This window comes from Deinococcus maricopensis DSM 21211 (assembly GCF_000186385.1).
GTDB classification, from domain to species: Bacteria; Deinococcota; Deinococci; order Deinococcales; family Deinococcaceae; genus Deinococcus_B; species Deinococcus_B maricopensis.
The window spans coordinates 2,650,925-2,670,820 of record NC_014958.1 but is presented as its reverse complement, the minus strand read 5'-3'; the positions used below and the strand labels follow the sequence as shown (position 1 = coordinate 2,670,820).

Here is a 19,896-nt window from a genome sequence, read left to right as displayed (position 1 = left end):
CACCCCACCTCCCCCGGCGCTCCCGCGCTGCCCCACACTGGAGACCTGACCTTCGTGCGACGTAAAACGGCCATCATCATTGGTGCGGGCTTCGGCGGCCTCGCGCTCGGCATCCGCCTGCAAAGCCTCGGGTTCGACACCACCATCGTCGAGGCGCTCGACCAGCCCGGCGGCCGCGCCTACCAGAAACGCACACCGGACGGGTACGTGTTCGACATGGGCCCCACCGTCATCACGGTGCCGCACTTCATTGAGGAACTCTTCGCGCTCGAACGCGACGGTGGGCGCCTGCACGACCCGGACTTCCCGGAGCACGTGCGCCACGCCGAACGCGTCCGCGAGGGCGACAGCGGCGGCCCGCGCACCCGCGACTACGTGCGGCTCGTGCCGATCCTGCCCTTCTACCGCATCATCTTCGACGACGGCACGCATTTCGACTACGACGGCGACCCGGACAGCACCCGCGCGCAGATCCGCGCGCTCGCCCCCGAAGACCTCGAAGCGTACGAACGCTTCCACGCGGACGCCCGCGCCATCTTCGAACGGGGCTTCCTGGAACTCGGGTACACGCACTTCGGGGACCTACCCAGCATGCTGCGCGTCGTGCCGGACCTCCTGCGCCTCGACGCCGTGCGGACGCTGTTCAGCTTCACCCGCAAGTACTTCCGCAACCCGAAGATGCAGCAGGTGTTCAGCTTCGAGACGCTGCTGGTCGGCGGGAACCCCCTGAGCGTGCCCGCCATCTACGCCATGATCCACTTCGTCGAGAAGACCTGGGGGATTCACTACGCCATGGGCGGCACGGGCGCGCTCGTGGACGCGTTCGTGCGCAAGTACCGTGAACTCGGCGGCACGCTGCGCCTCGCCGCCCCCGTGGAGCGCATCCTCGTGACCGACGACCGTGGGCGGCCCGTGCGCGCCCCGCTGGGCGCGCGCGTGGCGCGCGGCGTGCGCCTGCAGGGCGGCGAGGAACTGCACGCGGACGTCGTGGTCAGCAACGGCGACTGGGCGAACACCTACATGAAGCTCGTGGAGCCGCGCGCGCGCCTCGTGAACTCCGACGCGCGCGTGCGCCTCGCGCGGCAGAGCATGAGCCTGCTGGTCGTGTACTTCGGGTTCCGCGACGACGGCCGGCCGCTGGACCTGCGGCACCACAACATCATCCTGGGCCCGCGCTACGAGGGCCTGCTCACGGACATCTTCCGGAACCTGCACCTCGCCGACGACTTCAGCCAGTACCTGCACGTCCCGACCCTCACCGACCCCAGCCTCGCGCCGGCCGGGCACCACGCGGCGTACACCCTGGTGCCCGTGCCGCACAACGGCAGCGGCCTGAACTGGGCGGAGGTCGGCCCGGCGCTCGTGGACCGGGTTCTGACGTTCCTCGACGAGCGCGGGCACATCCCGAACCTGCGCGCGCGCCTCACGCACGTGTCGCACATCACGCCGGACTACTTCGAGGGGACGCTCGGCGCGCACCTCGGGAACGCGTTCGGGCCAGAGCCGCTGCTGGCGCAGAGCGCGTTCATGCGTCCGCACAACCGCTCCGAGGACGTCCGGAACCTGTACCTCGTGGGCGCCGGCGCGCAGCCGGGCGCGGGCACGCCGAGCGTCATGATGAGCGCCAAGATGACCGCGCGCCTGATCGCGCAGGACTTCGGGGTGCACGCGGACCTCGTTCATGGTTCTGCGGCAGTCGCCGTGGGCGCCGAGCCGCGTTGACCTGACGCGCACTTTACCGGACCGGGCGCGCTTCTCACACCGCTCCCGGTCGCGATTCATGCGGGTGGCGCATACTGATAACCAGGGGAAGAACCCGGTGCGTGCTGCTGATCGCAGTGTGGCCGGCCCCGATCTGCGTGCCCGGTCAACGTCGCTCTCATCAAAAACCCTCCTCGGCATGTAACAATAGGAAAGTTGCGCTCATGGTGAGTGATCGTTACTCAGCCGCGCCGCGCATCTCAGCCACCCAACCCCTGCGGTCACACGCCCACCCCCCTTTCGGCGTGAACGGTCGCAGTGCCAAGCAGTGACCCCATCTCGGAGGAACGCGATGTTTAACCCCCCCACCGTCGAAGACCTGCAAGAAACCCGTCGCGCCAACGAAAAGCTCGTGCTTGCCGCGCTTGACAGCAAGCCCGAGTGGGTCGAGACCGAACTCGCGAAAACCACCGGCCTCGCCCTGTCGCACCTGCGTGCCGCGCTCGCCAGCCTGCTCGACCAGGGCCGTGTGCGCCGCCTCCCCGGCACCGGCACCCGCGCCGTGTACGGCCTCGCCGACCCCGGCCTCGCCGACGTGCCCGCCACGCCCCTCACCGCCAACGCCAAGAAAGTCAAGGCGTACCTCGAAGGCCGCGCCGACAGCGCTCTGCACACCGCCGAGCAGCTCCGCATGACCCGCGAGGAAGTCATGGCCGCCTTCAGCCTCCTCAACGCGCACGGCCTGATCACCTGCACCTTCGTCGGCAGCCTCGTGATCTTCCGCCTCCGCGAAGCGCGCGTCGACCAGAGCAGCAAACAGGTCGCCTGAACGACCCCACCAAAGGCGAGGGCCCCGCAAGATCCGTCTTGCGGGGCCCTCGCCTTTGACCTCAGCGCCGCACGATGCCCGGCAGGGCGTCCTCCAGGCGGTCCATCGGCAGTGCCAGGTCCGTGCGTGCCGGCTCGTTCGGGGCGGTGTTCCCCTCGGTGAGCATGGCGTACTGATCCCGCGTGATCGGCGGGCGCGGCAGCACCTGCATCAGCGGCACTGCCAGGTTCATCAGGCCCAGCGGCACGTGCACCAACGGCTTACGCCGACCGAGCGCCTGCAACTCCAGCTGCAACAGCGCCTCAAAGGTGTACTCCTGCGGGCCGGTCAGCTCGAACGTTCGCGTCGCCGTATGCGCGCGCTCCAGCGCGTTCACGAACGCAAGCGCCACGTCCCGCACGCTCACCGGCCGGAACGGGAAGTCCCCACGGCCAATCACCGGCACGACCGGAGCGGCCAGCACCAGTTCCCGCAGCACCCGCCCGAAGAAGTCATCCCCCGGACCGAAAATCAGGCTCGGCCGGAAGATCGTGAACGGCAGGCCACTCGCCCGCACCAGCCCCTCCGCGCGCGCCTTGCTGCTGCTGTACGCGCTTGCCGATGACACCCGCGCGCCCAGCGCGCTCATGTGCAGGAACCGCGTGCCGTCCGGCAGGGCCGCCAGCACGTTCCGGGTGCCTTCCACGTGCACCCGCTCGAACGTCTGATTCCCGCGCGCCTCGATGATGCCCACCAGGTGCACCACCGCGTCCGGCTGCACCCGCAGCACCGCGCGCGTCACCTCATCCGGCACCGTGACGTCCAGCGGCACGCCCGGCGCGCCCGCCACGTCCGCCCCACCGCGTGACCCGGCAAACACCGCGTGCCCACGTGCCGCCAGCGCCGCCACGACCGCGCGGCCCACGAACCCGCTCGCGCCCGTCACCAGCACCCGCTGCGCACTCATGCCTGCACCTCCTCGCCGGACGCCGTGGCGGGCGCCGCGATGGTCCGCAGGCCCTCCAGGTCCAGCAGCGTCACGTGCCGGTATCCACTCTCAATCAGCGCTTCGGACCGCAGGTCCGTGATGATCTTGCTCACGCTCTCCCGCGTGCTCCCGCTGCCCTCCGCCAGCAGCTCATGCGTTGCGCGCACGTACAGGTGATTCTCGGCGTCCTCCGCGCCCAGCGGCGTGTCTGCGAGTTCCAGCAGGTACCGCACGAGGCGCTGCCGCAGGTCACCGCTCTGCAGGTGCACCTCATGCATCATCGCGCGCCGCAGCTGCTCCCCGAGGTTCCGCGTGAGGTCCAGCAGCGTGTCGCCGTCCAGGTCCGCCGCCTCGAAACGGGTGATGGTGGCGTTCGTGAGGGCCTCCGCCCCTTGTGCACGCACGGCACCCTGCAGCGCGTCCTCTCCGAAGTAATCGCCGGGCAGCACGTGCCGGACTGTCACGGTCCGCCCGCGTCCCGTCGTGCGCGCGAGCCGCAGCAGGCCCGTCTCGGCACGGTACAGCCGCGCCGCCTGCTCGCCCTGCTGATACACGAACTCGCCGCGGGCGCAGCGGAACCGCACGCTCACGCGCCCGCCTCCCGCAACGCCGCGAGCAGTTGCCGCGCGGCCTGCACCGCGTCCGGCCCGGCGAACAGGCCACCCAGCGTCTCCGCGACCTCCGGGCTCGCGTTCATCAGCGACCCGCCGTAGAACACCGGCATGCGCAGGTCCGCCAGGTCCCGCAGGTGCGCGCGCGTCTCATCCAGGGCGACCGTGCCGTTCAGGCTCAGCAGCACCGCCCGCGCGCCCACCAGCCGCGCGTACACCGCGAGGTCCGCCAGCGGCGTGTTCGCGCCCATGTAGTGCACGCGCACGCCCGCGCGCCGCAGCACCACCGCCACCATCAGCAACCCCAGCTCGTGCTGCTCACCCGGCGCACACGCCAGCACCACGCTCGGCCCCCACGTGTCCGTCCCCGCGAACTCCAGCATGGCCGTGAGGCGAGCGCGCAGGTACGCGCTCGCCTGATGCTCATGCGCGACCGTGATCTCGCCGCGCTCCCACAGCATGCCGATCTCCACGAGCGTCGGCGTGATTACCTCCATCAGCACGCGCTCCACGCTCAGGTGCGCGTGCGCGCGGCTCAGGATCTCCCCGGCGCGCGTGTGGTCGGCGCGCATCAGTGCCGCGCACAGTTCTGCCGCCAGCGACACCGTGGCCGGCTGCGCCGGCAGCTCCTCGGGCCGCGCGCGCGCGAGTTCCGCGGCGCGGCTGATCGTGATGCCTCGCGCGAGCTGCAACTGCATGAACTCGATCAGTTGCAGGTCGTGCTCGCTGTACAGGCGGTACCCGCTGGCGCTGCGCGTGGGGTTCGGCAGGCCGTAGCGCCGTTCCCACTGACGCAGCGTCGTGGCAGGCACGCCGGTGCGGGCCTCCACCTCACTGGTGGTATACAGGCCGGTGGCGTTGTTGGACACGTTGGACATGACGCCCCCTGCGCGTGTGGAATGTTTGATGAACAGGGCGTGGATCGCCGCGAACCGCGCCGGGCCGCGCCGACCCTGCGGAACCACACTATGGCATGGGGGGAAACTCGCCGCCGCGATCATGCCTCATTCGGCCACGCCTGTTCGTCCGACACCGTAAGGATTGCCGCAACTGCCCGCGCGTGTACAACGTCTGAACGCCCAGCGCCCCACCCGGGCGGGCCGGACCGTCCGTATACTCACGTCATGACCGCCACGCCGCCCGTCACGTACGTGGAATGCCCCCGCGACTCCTGGCAGGGCCTGCACACCACCATCCCCACCGCCGCGAAAATCGAGCACCTGCACGCCCTGCTGGACGCCGGCTTCACGCACCTCGACCTCGGGTCGTTCGTGAGTGCCCGCGCCATCCCGCAACTCGCGGACACCGAAGCGGTCCTCGCGGAACTCCCGGACCCGGCCGGCCGCGACTACCTGTGCATCATCGCGAACGCCCGCGGCCTGGAACGCGCTGCCACGCAGGCGCGCGTCACCAGCGTCGGCTACCCCCTGAGCGTCAGCGACGCCTTCCAGGTGCGCAACACCGGCCGCACCGTCGAGGAGTCCTGGCCGCTCCTCGCGGACCTGGCTGCAGGCGCCCGCGACGCCAGGAAGCGCCTCGTCGTGTACCTCAGCATGGGCTTCGGCAACCCCGACGGAGACCCCTGGACGCCCGACACCACCCTCGACGCCGTCGCGCGCGTCCGCGACCTCGGCATTCAGGACGTCGCCCTCGCGGACACCGTCGGCCGCGCCACCCCGGACCTCGTGCGTGCCCTGAGCGCACGCGCCACCGCGCGCTTCGGCGCCGACGGCCTCGGCGTGCACCTCCACGCCCGCCCGGACGGCGCCGCCGCCCTCGCGCAGGCCGCCCTAGACGCCGGCATCCGCTGGTTCGAGGGCGCGCTCGGCGGCCTCGGTGGCTGCCCGTTCGCCGGGGACGCCCTCGTCGGCAACCTCCCCACCGAACGCCTCGCGGACCTGCTGCACCTCCCGTACCGAGGCCTGGACGACCTCGCCGTGCGCGCCCGCACCCTCGCGCACGCCGAATGACGACCGGGCGCACCCTGACGCCCGCGCGCCTACTGCTGATCGCCCGGCCCGCCCTGTGGGTCAACACGCTCGGCGTGGCCGTCACGGGCCTGTGGCTCACCGGCACCCTGTGGACGTTCTCCGCATGGTGGCTCACGCTGCTCGCGTACCTGACGTTGCCGTTCAACCTGCTGATCTACGGCCTCAACGACCTCGCGGACCACGCGGAGGACGCCGCGAACCCCCGCAAGGGCGGCGTGCAGGGCGCGCAACTGCTCGTGGCGGAACGGCGCCCGCTGCTCGGCTGGATCACGGCGCTGAACGGGCCGTTCCTGGTGGCGCTCGCGCTGCTGCTGCCCTCCGCCGCGCTGGGCGTGCTGCTCCTCGCGGGCGCCCTCTTCGCGGCGTACAGCGTACCGCCCGCGCGCCTCAAGGCCCGCCCGTTCCTTGACGGGCTCAGCAACGTCGCGTACGCCCTGCCGCTCGCCGTGCCCGCCCTGGCGCTCGGGCACACACCGAACGCGAACGCCCTCGGCGCACTCATGGCGTACTCGGTCGGGAAGCACGCCTTCGACGCCATCCAGGACCTCGACGTGGCCCGCCTCGCCGGCGTCCGCACCGTCGCCACGCGCCTCGGCGTGCGCGGCGCCGTGCAGTACGCGGGCGCGTGGTTCGTGCTCGCGGGCGCGCTGCTGCTCCCGCTCAGCGTCGTGAGCGCCGCCGCCGTGTGGCTGGTGGCGGGCGGGCTCGCCCTGCGGCTGCTGCAGACGCCCGACGTCCCAACCGCGCGGCGCCTGTACCCGGCCAGCATCATCAGCCCGTGGCTGATCGGCGCGGCCAGCGGCGTGCAGCTCGTGTACCACCTCGCGCGCGGGCACGCCCTGTTCCCATGAGGACGCCCGGCGCCCGCAGCATCGGCGTGCTCGGCGGCGGCCTCGCGGGCCTCGCGCTCGCGGCGCTCCTCGCCCGGCGCGGCCACGCCGTCACCGTATACGAAGCGGGCACCCCCGGCGGGAAACTCCGGCGCCTGCCCGTCGCGGACCTCATCTTCGACACCGGCCCGAGCCTGTTCACCTTCCCGGGCGTGTGGCGCGCGTACCTCGAGCGGCTCGGCCGCTCGGACCCGCTCGACCTGCGGCCCCTGCCGGGCGGGCTGGGCGTGCACCACACGCCGCACGGGCCGGTCCCCCTGCCCGTCCCCCCCGGGCACCCGCTGTACCCGCACTGGGCCCGGTACGTGCGCGCCGCTGCGCCCGCCCGCGACGCCATCACGGACCTGCTGACGCGCCCGCCGCGCCTCACGGACCCGCAGTTCGTCACCGCGAGCGCCCGCCTGGGCCGCGTCCTCGGCCCGCACGTCAGCGCGCACGCGTACCTGCGCGCCCTGCGCCTCCCACCCGCCCTGCACGCGGCGCTCGCCACGCACGCCCTGAACGCCGGCGTCGGCCCACGCAGCGGCAGCGCCCTGTACGCCCTGCTGCCCGCCCTGATCGCGCACGACGTCGCGCGCCCCGCCGCCGGGATGGGCGCCCTGCTGGACACCCTGCTGCGCTTCGGCGCGGAAGCCGGGGTGCAGGTGCGCTCAGGCACGCCCGTGGAGCGCCTCGACGTGCGCAGGGCAGAGGCCACACTGCACGGCGGTGCGACCGTGCGGCACGACCTGTTCGTCAGCACCCTCGACCCGGGCGTCACGGCGCGCCTGCTGGGCCGCCCCGAACCGCGCGGGCAGCGCAGCGTGTCCGGCCTGGCCATATACGCCGCGCTGCCGGTCCCCGCGCCGCTCCCGCCCACCAGTGTCCTGCTGCCGGACGACCTTGACGCGCTCGACGACGCCCGCCGGATACCCGCCCTTCCGGCCGGCACCATGACACTCGTCCACGCGGACGGTCGTCAGCTGAGCGTCCTGCTGACCGCGCCCGCCACGGGCCTCGATATGGACCTCACGCACCCGTGGGTGCAGGGGCAGCTGGCACGCGTGGAGCGCACGCTCGGGCAGCCGGGGCTGCTGGCGTCCGCGCAGGCTACCGCTGTCCTGAGCCCGGCGGACTACGCCCGGCTCGGCACGCCGGGCGGCGCCATTTATGGCCTCACGCCTCCTGCGTGGCGGGCCGGGCCGTTCCATCCCACGCCGTACCGCCCGCACGCGCGCGTGTGGCAGGCGGGCAGCGGCGTGCACCCGGGCGGCGGCATTCCGGCCGTGCTGGGGGGCGCGTTGATCGTGGACACCCTGATGGCGCGCTCACGGCTGTAACGTCTGGGCCTGAACGCTCCCCGGCCGGACGTTCAGGGGGCTTCGTCGGGGAAGACGTCCTCGACGCGCACGCCGAACAGCCGCGCGCGTTTGTAGGGGAGCGGCAGGCTGGGGTCGTACTTGCCGGTTTCGAGGGCATTGATGGTCTGCCGGGACACCTGCATGTGCTGGGCGAGGTCGGCCTGCGTGAAAGCGAACAGGCCGTAGTCTACGCCGTACACGATGAGCGGTGCGGCGGAAGGTACTCCGCCGAGGAGGCCGCAGTGACGAACACCATGATTATCAGGGCGATCATGACGACGAGGAAGGCCACGACGACGCTCTTGAGAATGAGGGTGCGCTGGTACTCGTCGCTGTGACGGTCCCGTTGTTGAAGTGCACGGCGTCGAGGAACGGTAGGGCGGTCGCTGGGACGTTCACGTGACCTTTGGGCCCGAAGACGAGCAGGGCGCAAGCGAGGATGGCCAGGAGCGCCTGCGCGAGTGGGTAGGGCCATTGGCGGCTCTGGAGGTGACCTTTGTACGTCATGTGCGGGGGCGACGGGTCGCCGCGACGCTGATGATCAGGGCCGGCAGGGCGATGCCGGGAACAAGGGTGGGCAGGGCCTGGGTGAGTGCGCCGGCGTTCGGGTGCTGGGCGGCGGGGATGAGGAGGGTGGTGTCGAGGCCGCCGAGGATGGCGGCGTTCAGGACGTTGGCGTTACGGAATGGCATGTCTACTCTCCTTGTCCTGATGTCAAGAATTCTGGGCATTAGGAGTTCCAGAGGCTTTGAGAGTTGACGAGTATCGGAACGTAACGCGGCGTACTTCTCTGGCCTTTGTCCAGAGAGCAGAATGCAGACGTCGGAAAATATTTCTATATGCAACGCTCTGTCTGGGATTTATTTCCGGGCAGAGCGTGCCACTCGCCCTGGGGAGGGACACCATGACCATCAAACACATCGCCACTGCCCTGACGCTCGCGCTGACCCTGGTGGCATGCGCCCAGAGCCCCGGCACGCCGGGCACCAGCGCCCTGCACGGGCAGGCAACGAGCGCGACAGCGACCTTCAGCACCAGCAGCAGCTGGGACGGCGGCTTCAACGGCGTCATCACGCTCAGCAACCCCACCAGCACGCCCCTCACCACCTGGACCCTGAAGTTCAAATTCAACGGCGCCGCCAGCACCACCAGCGTCTGGGGCGCCGGCGGCAGCGTCACCACTGCCAGCGACGGCACCGTCACCATCACCCCCAACACCTGGGGCGGCAGCACCATCCCCGCGAACGGCAGCGTCACCGTGAACTACGGCGGCAGCGGCACGTACAGCGGCGTGAACACCTGCACCCTCAACGGCGCCCCCTGCAGCGGCGGCACCACCCCCACCCCGGGCGGGGACACCACCGCGCCCACCGTCAGCCTGAGCGCCACCCCCAGCACCCTCACCAGCGCCGGAAACGTGACCCTCACGGCCACCGCCGCAGACAACGTGGGGGTCAGCAAGGTGGAGTTCTACCGCGGGACGACGCTGCTGGCCACCGACACCAGCAGCCCCTACAGCGCCACGGACGCGTTCAGCAGCAGCGCCCAGAACGGCAGCTACAGCTACACCGCCAAGGCCTACGACGCCGCCGGCAACACCCGAACCTCCGCCGCCGCCCCCGTCACCGTCAACCTCACCGCCACCCCCACGCCGACCGGGAAGGCCATCTACGTCGGGTACGCCAGCACCTGGAACGCCAGCATCAACGACTTCACGCCGCAGATCATCCCCAGCTATTACACCCACGTGAACCTCGCGTTCGTGAACCCCGCCCTCGCCTACAAGAAAGGCAGCCTCGCCTTCGACCAGACGCAGACCGGCCTGCAGTTCGCGGAAGGCGCCACCACCAACGCCGGCCAGCGCACCTTCACGCCCGCGCAGGCCCAGACGCTCATCACCAACATCCGCAACCTCCGCGCGCGCGGCACCAAGGTCTACCTCTCCGTGGGCGGCTGGACGTACAGCAACGAACAGCACGGCTGGGACCGCTTCAACCCCACTGCCCTCGTCGACCTCGCGCAGGACCTCGGCGTGGACGGCCTCGACATCGACTGGGAAGCCAGCGGCAGCAGCTGCAACAAACTCGGCGCGGACCAGTTCGCGTGCAGCCAGGACAGTGTCATCAGCGCCCTGATCGTGAACCTCAGCAACACCATCAAGAGCCGCAACCTCAACCTCGGCATCAGCATCGCCGGGTGGTCCACCGGCGCGTACTACGTCAAAGGCACCAACTGGGAAGAAGGCAAGGTGCAGTGGGGCAGCCCGTACGGCGGCACCATGTACAACCTCGTCAAGAACCACGGCAACCTCCTCAGCCACATCAACCTGATGTCGTACGACGCCGGCACCTACTTCGACCCGCGCGAAGCGTTCGAAGCGTACCGCGCCATCTACGCCGGCCCCATCGCCATGGGCCTGGAAGTCGCGCCCGAAGGGTCTGGCGGCGCCGTCCTGAAACTCAACCGGGACGCCAGCGTCAACGTCGGCCCCAACTGGGACGGCCTGATGTACAACGGCCTGAACGACGCCAGCACCATCTACAACGTCGAAACGCTCGCCAACTACGTCAAGGCCCGCGGGCGGAGTGGCGACGGCATGATGATCTGGCAGATCTGGAAGGAACGGGTGTATGCCCCCGCGCCCAGCGGCGCCGCAAGCGTGAACGCCACCGGGCAGCTCGTGTGCAAGATCCTCAGTACCGGTCCGGACTGCACGCAGGCCCTCCCGAACCTCGCCCCGGTGCAGTGACCCCGAGCGCTCAGGCCTCGGCCCCAGCCAGGGGCACACCGGAACGCGGCGGCCCGTAGGGCCGCCGCGTTGACGCTGCACCGCTCAGAACAGCTTCGTGCGCGTCAGCGTGAACGGCGTTTCCGGCACGCCGCCGCTCATCTTGTCGAGCTGGCTGTTCACGATGACCACGTCGTCGCCGAGCGCCGCGAGCGTCGACGGGTACCGCAGGCCCGTCACGCCGTTCATGCCCACCACGCGGCCGCTCAGGCCGTCCGCGGCGAGATCCACGCGCGTCACGGCGTTCATCCTGTTCTGCGCGACGTACAGCGTGTTCCCGCGCAGCAGCAGCCCGTCGCCGCCCACGAGCGGCCCGCCGTCGAGCTTCACTTCGCGCACCGCCTTGGACGCCAGGTCGATGCGCCACAACTGTCCGGTGTTCGTCTGCACGGCCAGCAGCGCCCGGCTGTCCGCCGTCACGACGATGCCGTTCAGGTTCACGCCCGGCGCGTACCGGATGGGCGTGCGTTGCAGGTCCAGCCATGCTTCCATGACCTTCAGGTCCGGGCGGACGCGGAAGATCACCGGACGTTTGCTGTCCGTCACGTACGCGGCGCCGTCCCGCGTGACCGCGAGGTCGTTGATGAACGCCTGCGGGCTCGGCGGGGACTTCAGCGTCGTGACGGGCGTGCCGTCGCGCGCGTCGAGGACGCTCACCATGCCGGTCGCTCCGCCCGCCACGTACAGGTGATTCTCGTGGAGTTTCAGGCCGAGCGCGGACTGGCGCCCCATCGCGCCGCCCGGCGAGAACACGCTCACGGCGCCACTCTCGGCATTCACGGCGTAGATGGTGCCGTCACGCGCGCTGCCGCTCAGGACGACATTCCCGCGCACCACGACGCCCTCCGGGTACGTCTCGGTGCCCGGCAGGGCGTACGTGCGGGCGCTCACGTCGCTCGCGAGAATCCGGCCGCACAGCACGCGCGCGCCGGACTTCCCAGACGGGTCGGTGGCGTAATCGTCGGCGTTCGCGTGCACCACGAGGCTGCGCTCCAGGATGGTGTCCTCGCCGACCAGCATGATCTTGCTGCTGGTGAACGCCGCGTTCGCGCGGCCGTCCGTGCCCGCCTGCAGCATGGGCAGGTCGCCGGTGTGCCCGACGGTGTTCGGCGCGGTCGGGTCGTCGTGGTTGTGCGTGCTGTGCGGATCGAGGTGCCCGCCCGCCCCGCCGAACGGCACGACGATGTTCTTCTCCGGGTCGATGCCGGGCACGCACGCGCCGCGGTCATGAACGTGCATGCCGTGCATGCCCGGCGTCAGCCCGAATGCCTGCACGGTCACGCGCGTGCCGCCCGTGACGGCCTCGAACGTGGCCGTGCCGACCACCGCCCCGGTCTCGTTGAGGAGGTTCGCGGTCGCGCGGCTCGGCGTGGCGTTCAGGGCCATGACGCCCGCGCCGCCGGCCAGGGCCGCGCCGGTCAGCAGCGCGCCCAGCACCGCGATCCTGCTGCGTTTCGCGTTCATGGCTTCACCACCCGGTAGATCACGCCGTTCTGGTCCTCGGCGATCAGCAGCGACCCGTCCGTGTACTGCGCGACGCCCGCCACGCGCCCGAATTGCACGTCACGGCCGTCCTGTTGGTACGCCCAGCCGCTCACGAAGTCCTCGGTGCTCACAGGCGTGCCGTTCGCGTCGAAGTGAATGCGGACGATGTTGTACCCGCTCGGCGTCGTGCGGTTCCAGGAGCCGCGCATCGCCACGAACGCGTCGTTGCGGTATTCCGCGCCGAACATGCTGCCGGTGTAGAACACCATCCCGATGGGCGCGGCGTGCGCGGTGTACGTGAGGGCGGGGCCGCGGGTGGTCTTGCAGAACGCCTCCTTGGGGACGTTCCCTGGGGGGTCGGCGGTGCCGTACAGGTCCGGCTGCTGGTCCGCGAAGCAGTACGGCCAGCCGTAATGCACGCCGCGTTCGATGACGTTGATCTCCTCGGGCGGCTGGTCGTCGCCGCGCCAGTCGCTGCCGTGGTCGAGGCCCACGAGCTTCCTGCTGGTGGGGTGCCACCCGAACCCGATGGTGTTGCGCAGCCCGCGCGCGTACACTTCGCGGGATTTGCCGTCCGGCGCGACGCGCAGGATGGTGGCGTTCTCGGGGTTGGTTTCCATGCAGTTGTTGCAGGTGCTGCCGACTGTGACGTACAGGAAGCCGTCCGGGCCCCATGCGAGCGTGCGGTTCGGGTGCTGGCCCGCATCGGGCAGGTCGTCCACGAACACGCGCGGCACGCTGAGCTTCCCGCCGGGCAGGATGTCCGCCACCCACACGCGCTTGTCGGTGGCGAGGTACAGTTTGCCGTCCCGGGCGGTGATGCCGTTGATGAAGTTCAGGTTCTGCGCGACGATCTGCTGCACGTCGGCGGCCCCGTCTTTGTCCGTGTCGCGGAGCATCATGACGTCGCCCTGTTTGCGGCGCGTGAGGTACACGGTGCCGTCCGGCATGACCTGCATCATGCGGGCGTTGCCGACGTCCTTGGCGAAGACCTTCACGGTGAACCCGGCGGGGACGCGCAGGCGCGCGAGCTGCTCAGGTGTGAACCCGAGCGCTTTGGGTTCGTTGATGGTGGCGTTGAGGGTTTGTGGAGTCTGGTCGGGCGGCAGGGGAGACGGCTGCGGGACGGTCGGGGTGGCCTGCGCGCCCGCAAGAGTGGCGCAGGCGAGCGCCAGCGTGAGGTAGTGCTTCATTGAGGTACCCTCCGCGGTGATTGTAGGCAGCGCGTGCGTGGGCGCCCATTGTGGGTCGCTTGAGCGTCCGTCCAGTTCGCCTACCGGGTTTTCTCACCCGGTAGGCGAACCGACATTCAATTGACGTCGAACGTTGGTGAAGTGGCGCCACACCCAAAACGACGGCGGGCGGAGATGTGGCTCAGGCGGTGGCGGGCAGTTGCGTGCTCACCAGGGACCGCCACGACCGCACGTCCCCCACCTGCGCCGTCACGAACCGCTCCAGCGCCCGCCACGCCGCCGGGCGTACCTCGCGCGGCAGCGGCACCTCCATCAGGCCGCGCACGCTGGTGCGCGCCACGCTCCGCAGGAACCCCAGCAGCTCATCCGGCAGGCGTGGCAGGTTCGAGCATGCGCGGCACACCACGTGCCCGCTCAGCGCGTCCAGCCCCGTCGGGTCCGCGGCGCCGCAGCGCGCGCACCGTTCCGCCCGCGTTACGAACCCCGCGAAGGCCAGCAGCTTGTAGCTCATGACCAGCGCCACCCACTCCGGGTCCGGCTGGAACGCCACGCCGCGTAGCGCCGCCGCGAACAGCTCGAACGCCTGCTCACTGTGCTCACCCTCCTGAAACAGCGCGTCCGCGAGTTCCGCCAGCAGGTGCGCGAGCGGGTAGCGTTCCGGTTCGGACAGGCGCGGCAGCGCGCCCTCCAGCGTCGCCTGCTGGATGGTCGCCAGGTCATTGTTCGGCGTCTGGTACAGCTGCACCGCGAGATGCTGGAACAGATTCAGGCGGCTCATCAGCGCGCCGCGCGCGCCGCCGCGCGCAATACCCTTCACTTTCCCCTGGGGTGTCAGCAGCGTCAGGATTACGTCGCCGGCGGGCATCACAGCCCGTCGGATCACGATGCCGACACGGTTCGCAGTGCGGGACCTCACCCACAGATTGTACCGCCCCGGACCGCGCGGGAACGGCACGGAGCGCCCATTTCGCACGCCGCGACGCCCGTACAATACGGCGCATGAAAGACCACAGCGAGCGCGACCTGCTGCGCGAACTGTTTCCCGACACCGCCCGCGAGGAGTACGGCGACGGCCCGACCGAACGCACGACCCTGGGCCTGTATCCGGTTCCGGACGGGCGCCTCGCGCTGGTGCAGGGCGACCAGCTCGCCGAACTCGAACCGCTGGAACGCGCCGGGAAGGCCGCGTTCATGTGCGACCTGTGTCAGGTCACCCGCAGCCGCGACGAGGTGAACGTGTACCGCGTCGGCGTCGCCGCGCGCCGTTACCTGTACCTCACGCTGTGCACGAACACCCCCGCCTGCCAGCAGCGCGCCGGGGCCGCCCGCCTCAGTGCGCTCGCGGACCGCGTGTTCCCCATCGAACACGCCTGAACCGGCGCCCCGCAACCTGAGCCGGGCCCCGCGTCACCCCGGCTCGGTCCGGCGCCAGGCGCGCGGAAAAACGTTCTGTTGCCGCCCCTGGGCCTTTGTGGCAGAATTGCGGTGCAATCCACCCCAGCAGTTCCATTTCCACCCGAGCACGTGAGCGGAGGGCGCATGGCACGAGACATCAAACTGACCCGTGAAGGCTTCGAGCGCCTTCAGAGAACCCTCGATCACGAGCGTGAGCGCCTGGAAGAAGCCACGCGCATCCTGCAGGAGCAGATGGAAGCCTCCGCCGACAACGAGGACACCGGGCTGGAAGACGCCAAGCGCGAAAAGATGAGCATCGAGGCGCGCATCGACGACCTTGAGGACACCCTCGCGCGCGCCACCCTCATTGAGGACCACAGCGAGGACGCCGGGCACGTGGCGCTCGGCGCGATCGTCGTGCTGCACAACGAAGCCACCAAAAAAGACATGCGCGTGCAGATCGTCAGCGCTCCCGAAGCGAGCGTCCTCGGCGGCAGCCTCCCGAAAATCAGCGACGACAGTCCGGTCGGCACGCAACTGCTCGGGCGCAAGACCGGCGAGAGCTTCGTCGTGAACCTCGAGAACGGCAAACAGGTCAAATACAAAGTCAAGAACGTCGAATACTGAGCGCGCGGCCCCGAGGCTGCGCGTTCGCCGTTCAGGGACCGGGCGCGGGCGCGCCCGGCCAGAGGGGCGGCGTTTATACTGCGCGTTATGTCCGACGGCGAGCACCCCAGCGCGCACCGCGAGCTGCATGAGCAGACGATCGCGCGCCTCAACAACCAGGCGGCCCTGAACGAAGCAGGCTTCGACACGCACCCGTACAGCTACCCGAAAACGCACGGCGCAGCCGACGTTCTCGCCGCGCACCCGCAGGTGGAGCCCGGCCAGGAGTGGCCGGAGGAAACCTACGCCCTCGCGGGCCGCATCACCCTGATGCGCCACATGGGCAAGGCCGCCTTCGCGGACCTGCAGGACGAACGCGGCAAGATCCAGCTGCACTTCAGCAAGCAGGACACCGCGGACTTCGAGGCCACCAAGAAACTCGACCTGGGCGACATTGTCGGCGTGACCGGCTTCCCGTTCGTGACGCGCACCGGGCAGCTCACGCTGCGCGTCACAGCATGGCAGCCGCTCGTGAAGAGCCTCCACCCGCTGCCCAGCAAATTCCATGGCCTGCAGGACGAGGAGCTCCGCGCGCGCCGCCGCTACCTCGACTTGATGGTGACCGAGGGCGCCCGCGAGAAGTTCCTCGCCCGCAGCCGCATGATCCGCTTCATCCGCAACACCCTCGACCAGCAGGGGTTCGTGGAAGTGGAAGGGCCCACGCTGCAGGTCACGGCGGGCGGCGCGGAGGCGCGCCCGTTCATGACGCACCACAACGCCCTGAGTCACGACTTCAAGCTGCGCATCAGCCTGGAGCTGTACCTCAAGCGCCTGCTCGTCGGCGGGTTCGAGAAGGTCTACGAGATCGGCCGCGTGTACCGCAACGAAGGCATCGACCGGACGCACAACCCGGAGTTCACGATGCTGGAGCTGTACTGGGCGTACGTGGATTACAGCGACATCGCGAAGTTGGTCGAGGATCTCCTGAGCGGCCTGGCGCGCGAGGTGCACGGCAGCTACACTTTCGAGTACGGCGGGCGCACGCTGGACTTCACGCCGCCGTTCGCGCGCGTCGACTACCTCGGCGGCCTGCGCGAGCACGTGCCGGACCTGGATTTCGACCCGCTGGACTTCGAGAAGCTCCGCGCGTACTGCGACGAGCGCCACCCGGAGTGGCGCAAGGTGCCGGACTACAAGCTGCTCGACAAGCTGTTCGGCGAGTACGTCGAGCCGCTCCTCACCAACCCGACGTTCGTGATGGACCACCCGGTCGTCATCAGCCCGCTCGCCAAGAAGCACCGCGAGCGCGAGGGCGTCACGGAACGCTTCGAGGTGTTCTGCAGCGGGTTCGAGCTGGCGAACGCCTTCAGTGAACTGAACGACGCGCTCGACCAGCGCGAGCGGTTCGAGGCGCAGAGTCAGCGCCGCGACGCCGGCGACGACGAGGCGCACGCGCAGGACGAGGACTTCCTGCTTGCCCTGGAGTACGGCATGCCGCCCGCCGGGGGCCTCGGCATCGGCATTGACCGCCTTGCCATGCTGCTCACGGGCAGCGACAGCATCCGCGACGTGCTGCTGTTCCCGCTGCTGCGTCCCGAAGGCACGGGCGGCGAACCCAAAGACGAGGCGTAACGCCGGACGCGAGGGGCTCCGGAGCCCGCCGGGGCCCCTCGCGCGTCAGCGGGTTTCGACAGTGTACGTGCGCGTGACGCTCCCGCGCGCGGGCACCGGCGCCTGCACCTGCAGGCCCGACGCGGTCTGCTGCGCCTCACCGCTCACCTGCCCGCCGGCAGGCAGGTACTCGCGCACGTCCAGGCGGGTGGGGCTGGCGCGGCGGTTGCGGGCCGTGAGGGTCACGCGGTACGTGCTGCTCGCGCGGTCACGTGCGATGACCTTCACGGTGCGGGTGTACGTGACGTCCGGGTCCGCACCGAGCTTCAGGTCCACGGCCCTGTTCGGGGGGGTGTCGCCGAGGCGCGTCTGTCCCACGATGCGGTTCTCGTCGCGGACGGTGAGGGCGCCGCCGGGCAGGAAGGCGTCGGCGCGCATCCGGTACGCGCGCTGCAGGTTCCCGTCGCTGCTCGTGGCACTGAACGGGATGTTCAGGGCGCTGTAGCGGCTCAGGGTCACGGCGGGGTTCAGGAAGGGGAGGGTGAGGGTCGCCTCGGCGGGCAGCGTGAAGGCCTGCGGCAGGGTGTACCGCTGCAGGCCCCGCAGGCTCCCCACGGACACGACCGCCGGGGTCGACCCCTCGGAGGTGGATCCGGCGGTCGTGGGCGTCGGGTACGGCAGGTCTCCCGCCTGTGAGCGCAGCTGCACCGCCCCGGCGAACAGTTCCGCCCCGGCGTCCACCTTCAGCGCTTGCGTGGTGGCGTTGCGGAGGTCCGCGAGGCCCGTGAGCGTGGCTGTTTTGCCGCTGGCGCGCAGCGTGTACCGCGCGGACCAGCGCACGCCGCGCGTCAGGTAGCTCAGCGTGGCGTTCTGCCCCTGCACGCGGAAGGTGTACTGCGTGTCGCGCGCCTGCGGGTTGGCGGGCGGGCGTCCGCCGAATGACAGGTCGCGCAGGCTCACGGTGCGGTAGCGGCCCTGCGCGTCGCGGACCACGAGGTCCTCGGCGCTGACAAGCGTGACGGGGGTGTCCTTCCCGGCGCGCGCCCACCACACCGTCCGGCCCTCCTGGGTGCGCAGCCACGACGGGACTTTGCGGGTCGTCATGGACAGCACGCGCACGCTCTCGAGGTCCAGACTGCCGGGGATGACGTGCGGGGCGACGCCCGGCGGGAAGCTCACGGTGATGGCACCGTTCGGGGCGCGGGCGGCGGCGCGCACCTCCGTGAAGTCCGGGTACAGGCGCAGGGTGACGGCGTGTGCGGCGCCGAGGACGGTGCAGGCGAGGAGCGTGGCGGTGCGGTGGTGACGGCCCATGCCGGGCATGGTGGCATGCGCCCGGGGTGGCGGCGGGCGCACATGCGCTTGCGCCCGGTACACTCGGTGTGCGGCGGGACCGCAACATCATGGCTGCGCAGATGACCTCTGAATCTCCGGCGGCGCGGGCCGCGCGCCTGAGCCTGCTGGCGGGCGTGGCGGTGTTTGCGTTGAAGCTCGGCGGGTACGCCCTGACCGGGTCGGTCGGGTTGCTGTCGGACGCGCTGGAAAGCACCGTGAACATCGCGGCGGCGTTGTTGCTGGGCCTGAGCGTGCGGTTCGCGGCGCGCCCGGCGGACGCGTCGCACCCGTACGGGCACGCGAAGGCGGAGTACGTCAGCAGCTTCGCGGAGGGGCTCCTGATCGGCGTGGCGGGCGCGCTGATTGTGGAGGCGAGCGTGGGCCGGCTGCTGCACCCGGAGTACCTGGAGTTCAGTGGCTCGGCCGTGGCGCTGACGGTGCTGGCGAGCGCCATCAATGCCGCGGTCGGGACGTATCTGGTGAGGGTGGGGCGCGCGCAGCGGAGCGTGGCGCTGGAGGGCGACGGGCATCACGTGCTGAGCGACGTGTGGAGCAGCGCGGCCGTGCTGGCGGGCGTGCTGGTGGCCATGCTGACGGGGTGGTCGTGGCTGGACCCGCTGGTGGGTCTAGCGGTGGCCCTAGGCATTCTGGTGGTGGCGTGGCGGGTGGTGCGGCGGTCGCTGGGGGGCCTGCTGGATGAAACGCTGCCGGCCGGGGAGGTGGAGCGCCTGCGGGCGGCCATCGAGCGGCACCGGGGGGCATTTCTGGAGTACCACGACCTGCGGACGCGCCGGGCGGGTCGGGCGGCGTTCGTGGATTTTCATCTGGTGCTGCCGGGCGCGCTGCCCTTGCAGGCGGCGCATGACTTGATGGACGACATCGAGGCGAGTATCCATGAGGTGCTGCCGGACGTGAGCATTGTCATTCACGTGGAGCCGGAAGCGTTCGCGCAGGGGACCAAACTGGACCTGCGGCTGTGATGGGCGTGCCCCCAGCATTACACCTTCGGGTGGAGAAATGCGCGTTGGTGGTTACTGCTCGGCGTGGTCTGGGCGGGCTTCGGCCACTTTTGCAGGCCAATTCGGCACTGGAATGACCTGTCTGGAAGCGTTCCCAGACGAGATAAAGATTAATTTGTTCATTTGACAAACAAA

General features: G+C 70.3%; 19 protein-coding genes. 10 read left to right on the top strand and 9 right to left on the bottom strand.

The window, feature by feature from the left end; translation table 11 throughout:
* Positions 1-54 precede the first annotated feature (54 nt).
* Entirely contained in the window at positions 55-1,722 is a 1,668-nt protein-coding gene (gene crtI, locus DEIMA_RS12455) for a phytoene desaturase family protein (protein WP_013557621.1), read from the top strand.
* A gap of 331 nt (positions 1,723-2,053) precedes the next feature.
* Positions 2,054-2,530, top strand: a complete 477-nt coding sequence (locus tag DEIMA_RS12450) for a transcriptional regulator (RefSeq protein ID WP_013557620.1) — start codon at positions 2,054-2,056, stop codon at positions 2,528-2,530.
* A gap of 61 nt (positions 2,531-2,591) precedes the next feature.
* Here DEIMA_RS12450 and DEIMA_RS12445 read toward each other — a convergent pair whose 3' ends face one another.
* Genes DEIMA_RS12445 through DEIMA_RS12435 form a run of 3 tightly spaced genes read right to left on the bottom strand, consistent with a single transcriptional unit; the run spans position 2,592 to position 4,986 of the window.
* Positions 2,592-3,476, bottom strand: a complete 885-nt coding sequence (locus DEIMA_RS12445; RefSeq protein WP_013557619.1) for an NAD-dependent epimerase/dehydratase family protein — start codon at positions 3,474-3,476, stop codon at positions 2,592-2,594.
* A complete protein-coding gene (locus DEIMA_RS12440; protein ID WP_013557618.1) occupies positions 3,473-4,087 on the bottom strand; it encodes a helix-turn-helix domain-containing protein in 615 nt (204 codons plus the stop codon). The genes DEIMA_RS12445 and DEIMA_RS12440 overlap by 4 nt, the downstream gene beginning before the upstream one ends.
* Positions 4,084-4,986, bottom strand: a complete 903-nt coding sequence (locus DEIMA_RS12435) for a MerR family transcriptional regulator (protein ID WP_013557617.1) — start codon at positions 4,984-4,986, stop codon at positions 4,084-4,086. The genes DEIMA_RS12440 and DEIMA_RS12435 overlap by 4 nt, the downstream gene beginning before the upstream one ends.
* A gap of 246 nt (positions 4,987-5,232) precedes the next feature.
* On the opposite strand from DEIMA_RS12435, the gene DEIMA_RS12430 reads away from it, so the two are divergent.
* The 3 genes from DEIMA_RS12430 to DEIMA_RS12420 are packed head-to-tail and all read left to right on the top strand — an operon-like array spanning position 5,233 to position 8,308.
* A complete protein-coding gene (locus tag DEIMA_RS12430) occupies positions 5,233-6,078 on the top strand; it encodes a beta/alpha barrel domain-containing protein (RefSeq protein ID WP_013557616.1) in 846 nt (281 codons plus the stop codon).
* On the top strand, positions 6,075-6,950 hold the full coding sequence (locus DEIMA_RS12425; protein WP_013557615.1) for a UbiA family prenyltransferase: 876 nt from the start codon (positions 6,075-6,077) through the stop codon (positions 6,948-6,950). The genes DEIMA_RS12430 and DEIMA_RS12425 overlap by 4 nt, the downstream gene beginning before the upstream one ends.
* A complete protein-coding gene (locus DEIMA_RS12420; protein ID WP_013557614.1) occupies positions 6,947-8,308 on the top strand; it encodes a phytoene desaturase family protein in 1,362 nt (453 codons plus the stop codon). Before DEIMA_RS12425 ends, DEIMA_RS12420 begins: the two co-directional genes overlap by 4 nt.
* A 32-nt stretch (positions 8,309-8,340) precedes the next feature.
* On the opposite strand, the gene DEIMA_RS12415 is transcribed toward DEIMA_RS12420, so the two are convergent.
* The gene (locus tag DEIMA_RS12415) at positions 8,341-8,529 is read right to left on the bottom strand and encodes a helix-turn-helix transcriptional regulator (protein ID WP_013557613.1); all 189 of its coding nucleotides are present in this window, start codon (positions 8,527-8,529) and stop codon (positions 8,341-8,343) included.
* 303 nt (positions 8,530-8,832) lie between these two features.
* The gene (locus DEIMA_RS12410; RefSeq protein ID WP_013557611.1) at positions 8,833-9,021 is read right to left on the bottom strand and encodes a hypothetical protein; all 189 of its coding nucleotides are present in this window, start codon (positions 9,019-9,021) and stop codon (positions 8,833-8,835) included.
* A gap of 212 nt (positions 9,022-9,233) precedes the next feature.
* Here DEIMA_RS12410 and DEIMA_RS12405 point away from each other — a divergent pair, with 212 nt between their 5' ends.
* Complete coding sequence (locus DEIMA_RS12405; protein WP_013557610.1) at positions 9,234-11,078, top strand: glycosyl hydrolase family 18 protein; 1,845 nt, start codon at positions 9,234-9,236, stop codon at positions 11,076-11,078.
* An 84-nt stretch (positions 11,079-11,162) separates the two neighbouring features.
* Here the strand turns inward: DEIMA_RS12405 and DEIMA_RS12400 are convergent, their stop codons facing one another.
* The 3 genes from DEIMA_RS12400 to recO form a co-directional block, all read right to left on the bottom strand.
* Positions 11,163-12,581 (bottom strand): superoxide dismutase family protein, encoded by a 1,419-nt coding sequence (locus DEIMA_RS12400; RefSeq protein WP_013557609.1) that lies wholly within the window; start codon positions 12,579-12,581, stop codon positions 11,163-11,165.
* Positions 12,578-13,795, bottom strand: a complete 1,218-nt coding sequence (locus DEIMA_RS12395; protein ID WP_013557608.1) for a PQQ-dependent sugar dehydrogenase — start codon at positions 13,793-13,795, stop codon at positions 12,578-12,580. Before DEIMA_RS12395 ends, DEIMA_RS12400 begins: the two co-directional genes overlap by 4 nt.
* A gap of 181 nt (positions 13,796-13,976) precedes the next feature.
* On the bottom strand, positions 13,977-14,711 hold the full coding sequence (gene recO / locus DEIMA_RS12390; RefSeq protein ID WP_013557607.1) for a DNA repair protein RecO: 735 nt from the start codon (positions 14,709-14,711) through the stop codon (positions 13,977-13,979).
* Positions 14,712-14,794: 83 nt separating this feature from the next.
* On the opposite strand from recO, the gene DEIMA_RS12385 reads away from it, so the two are divergent.
* From DEIMA_RS12385 to lysS, 3 genes are all read left to right on the top strand, one after another.
* Positions 14,795-15,169 (top strand): hypothetical protein, encoded by a 375-nt coding sequence (locus DEIMA_RS12385; protein ID WP_013557606.1) that lies wholly within the window; start codon positions 14,795-14,797, stop codon positions 15,167-15,169.
* A gap of 165 nt (positions 15,170-15,334) precedes the next feature.
* On the top strand, positions 15,335-15,817 hold the full coding sequence (locus tag DEIMA_RS12380) for a GreA/GreB family elongation factor (RefSeq protein ID WP_013557605.1): 483 nt from the start codon (positions 15,335-15,337) through the stop codon (positions 15,815-15,817).
* A gap of 87 nt (positions 15,818-15,904) precedes the next feature.
* A complete protein-coding gene (gene lysS, locus DEIMA_RS12375) occupies positions 15,905-17,428 on the top strand; it encodes a lysine--tRNA ligase (RefSeq protein WP_013557604.1) in 1,524 nt (507 codons plus the stop codon).
* A 45-nt stretch (positions 17,429-17,473) separates the two neighbouring features.
* Here the strand turns inward: lysS and DEIMA_RS12370 are convergent, their stop codons facing one another.
* Positions 17,474-18,721 carry a hypothetical protein gene (locus DEIMA_RS12370; protein WP_052303314.1) on the bottom strand — a complete coding sequence of 416 codons (1,248 nt, stop codon included), beginning with the start codon at positions 18,719-18,721 and terminating at the stop codon, positions 17,474-17,476.
* Between the two features lie 101 nt (positions 18,722-18,822).
* On the opposite strand from DEIMA_RS12370, the gene DEIMA_RS12365 reads away from it, so the two are divergent.
* Positions 18,823-19,722, top strand: coding sequence for a cation diffusion facilitator family transporter (locus tag DEIMA_RS12365; protein WP_043817370.1), 900 nt, complete (start codon positions 18,823-18,825; stop codon positions 19,720-19,722).
* Positions 19,723-19,896: the final 174 nt, after the last annotated feature.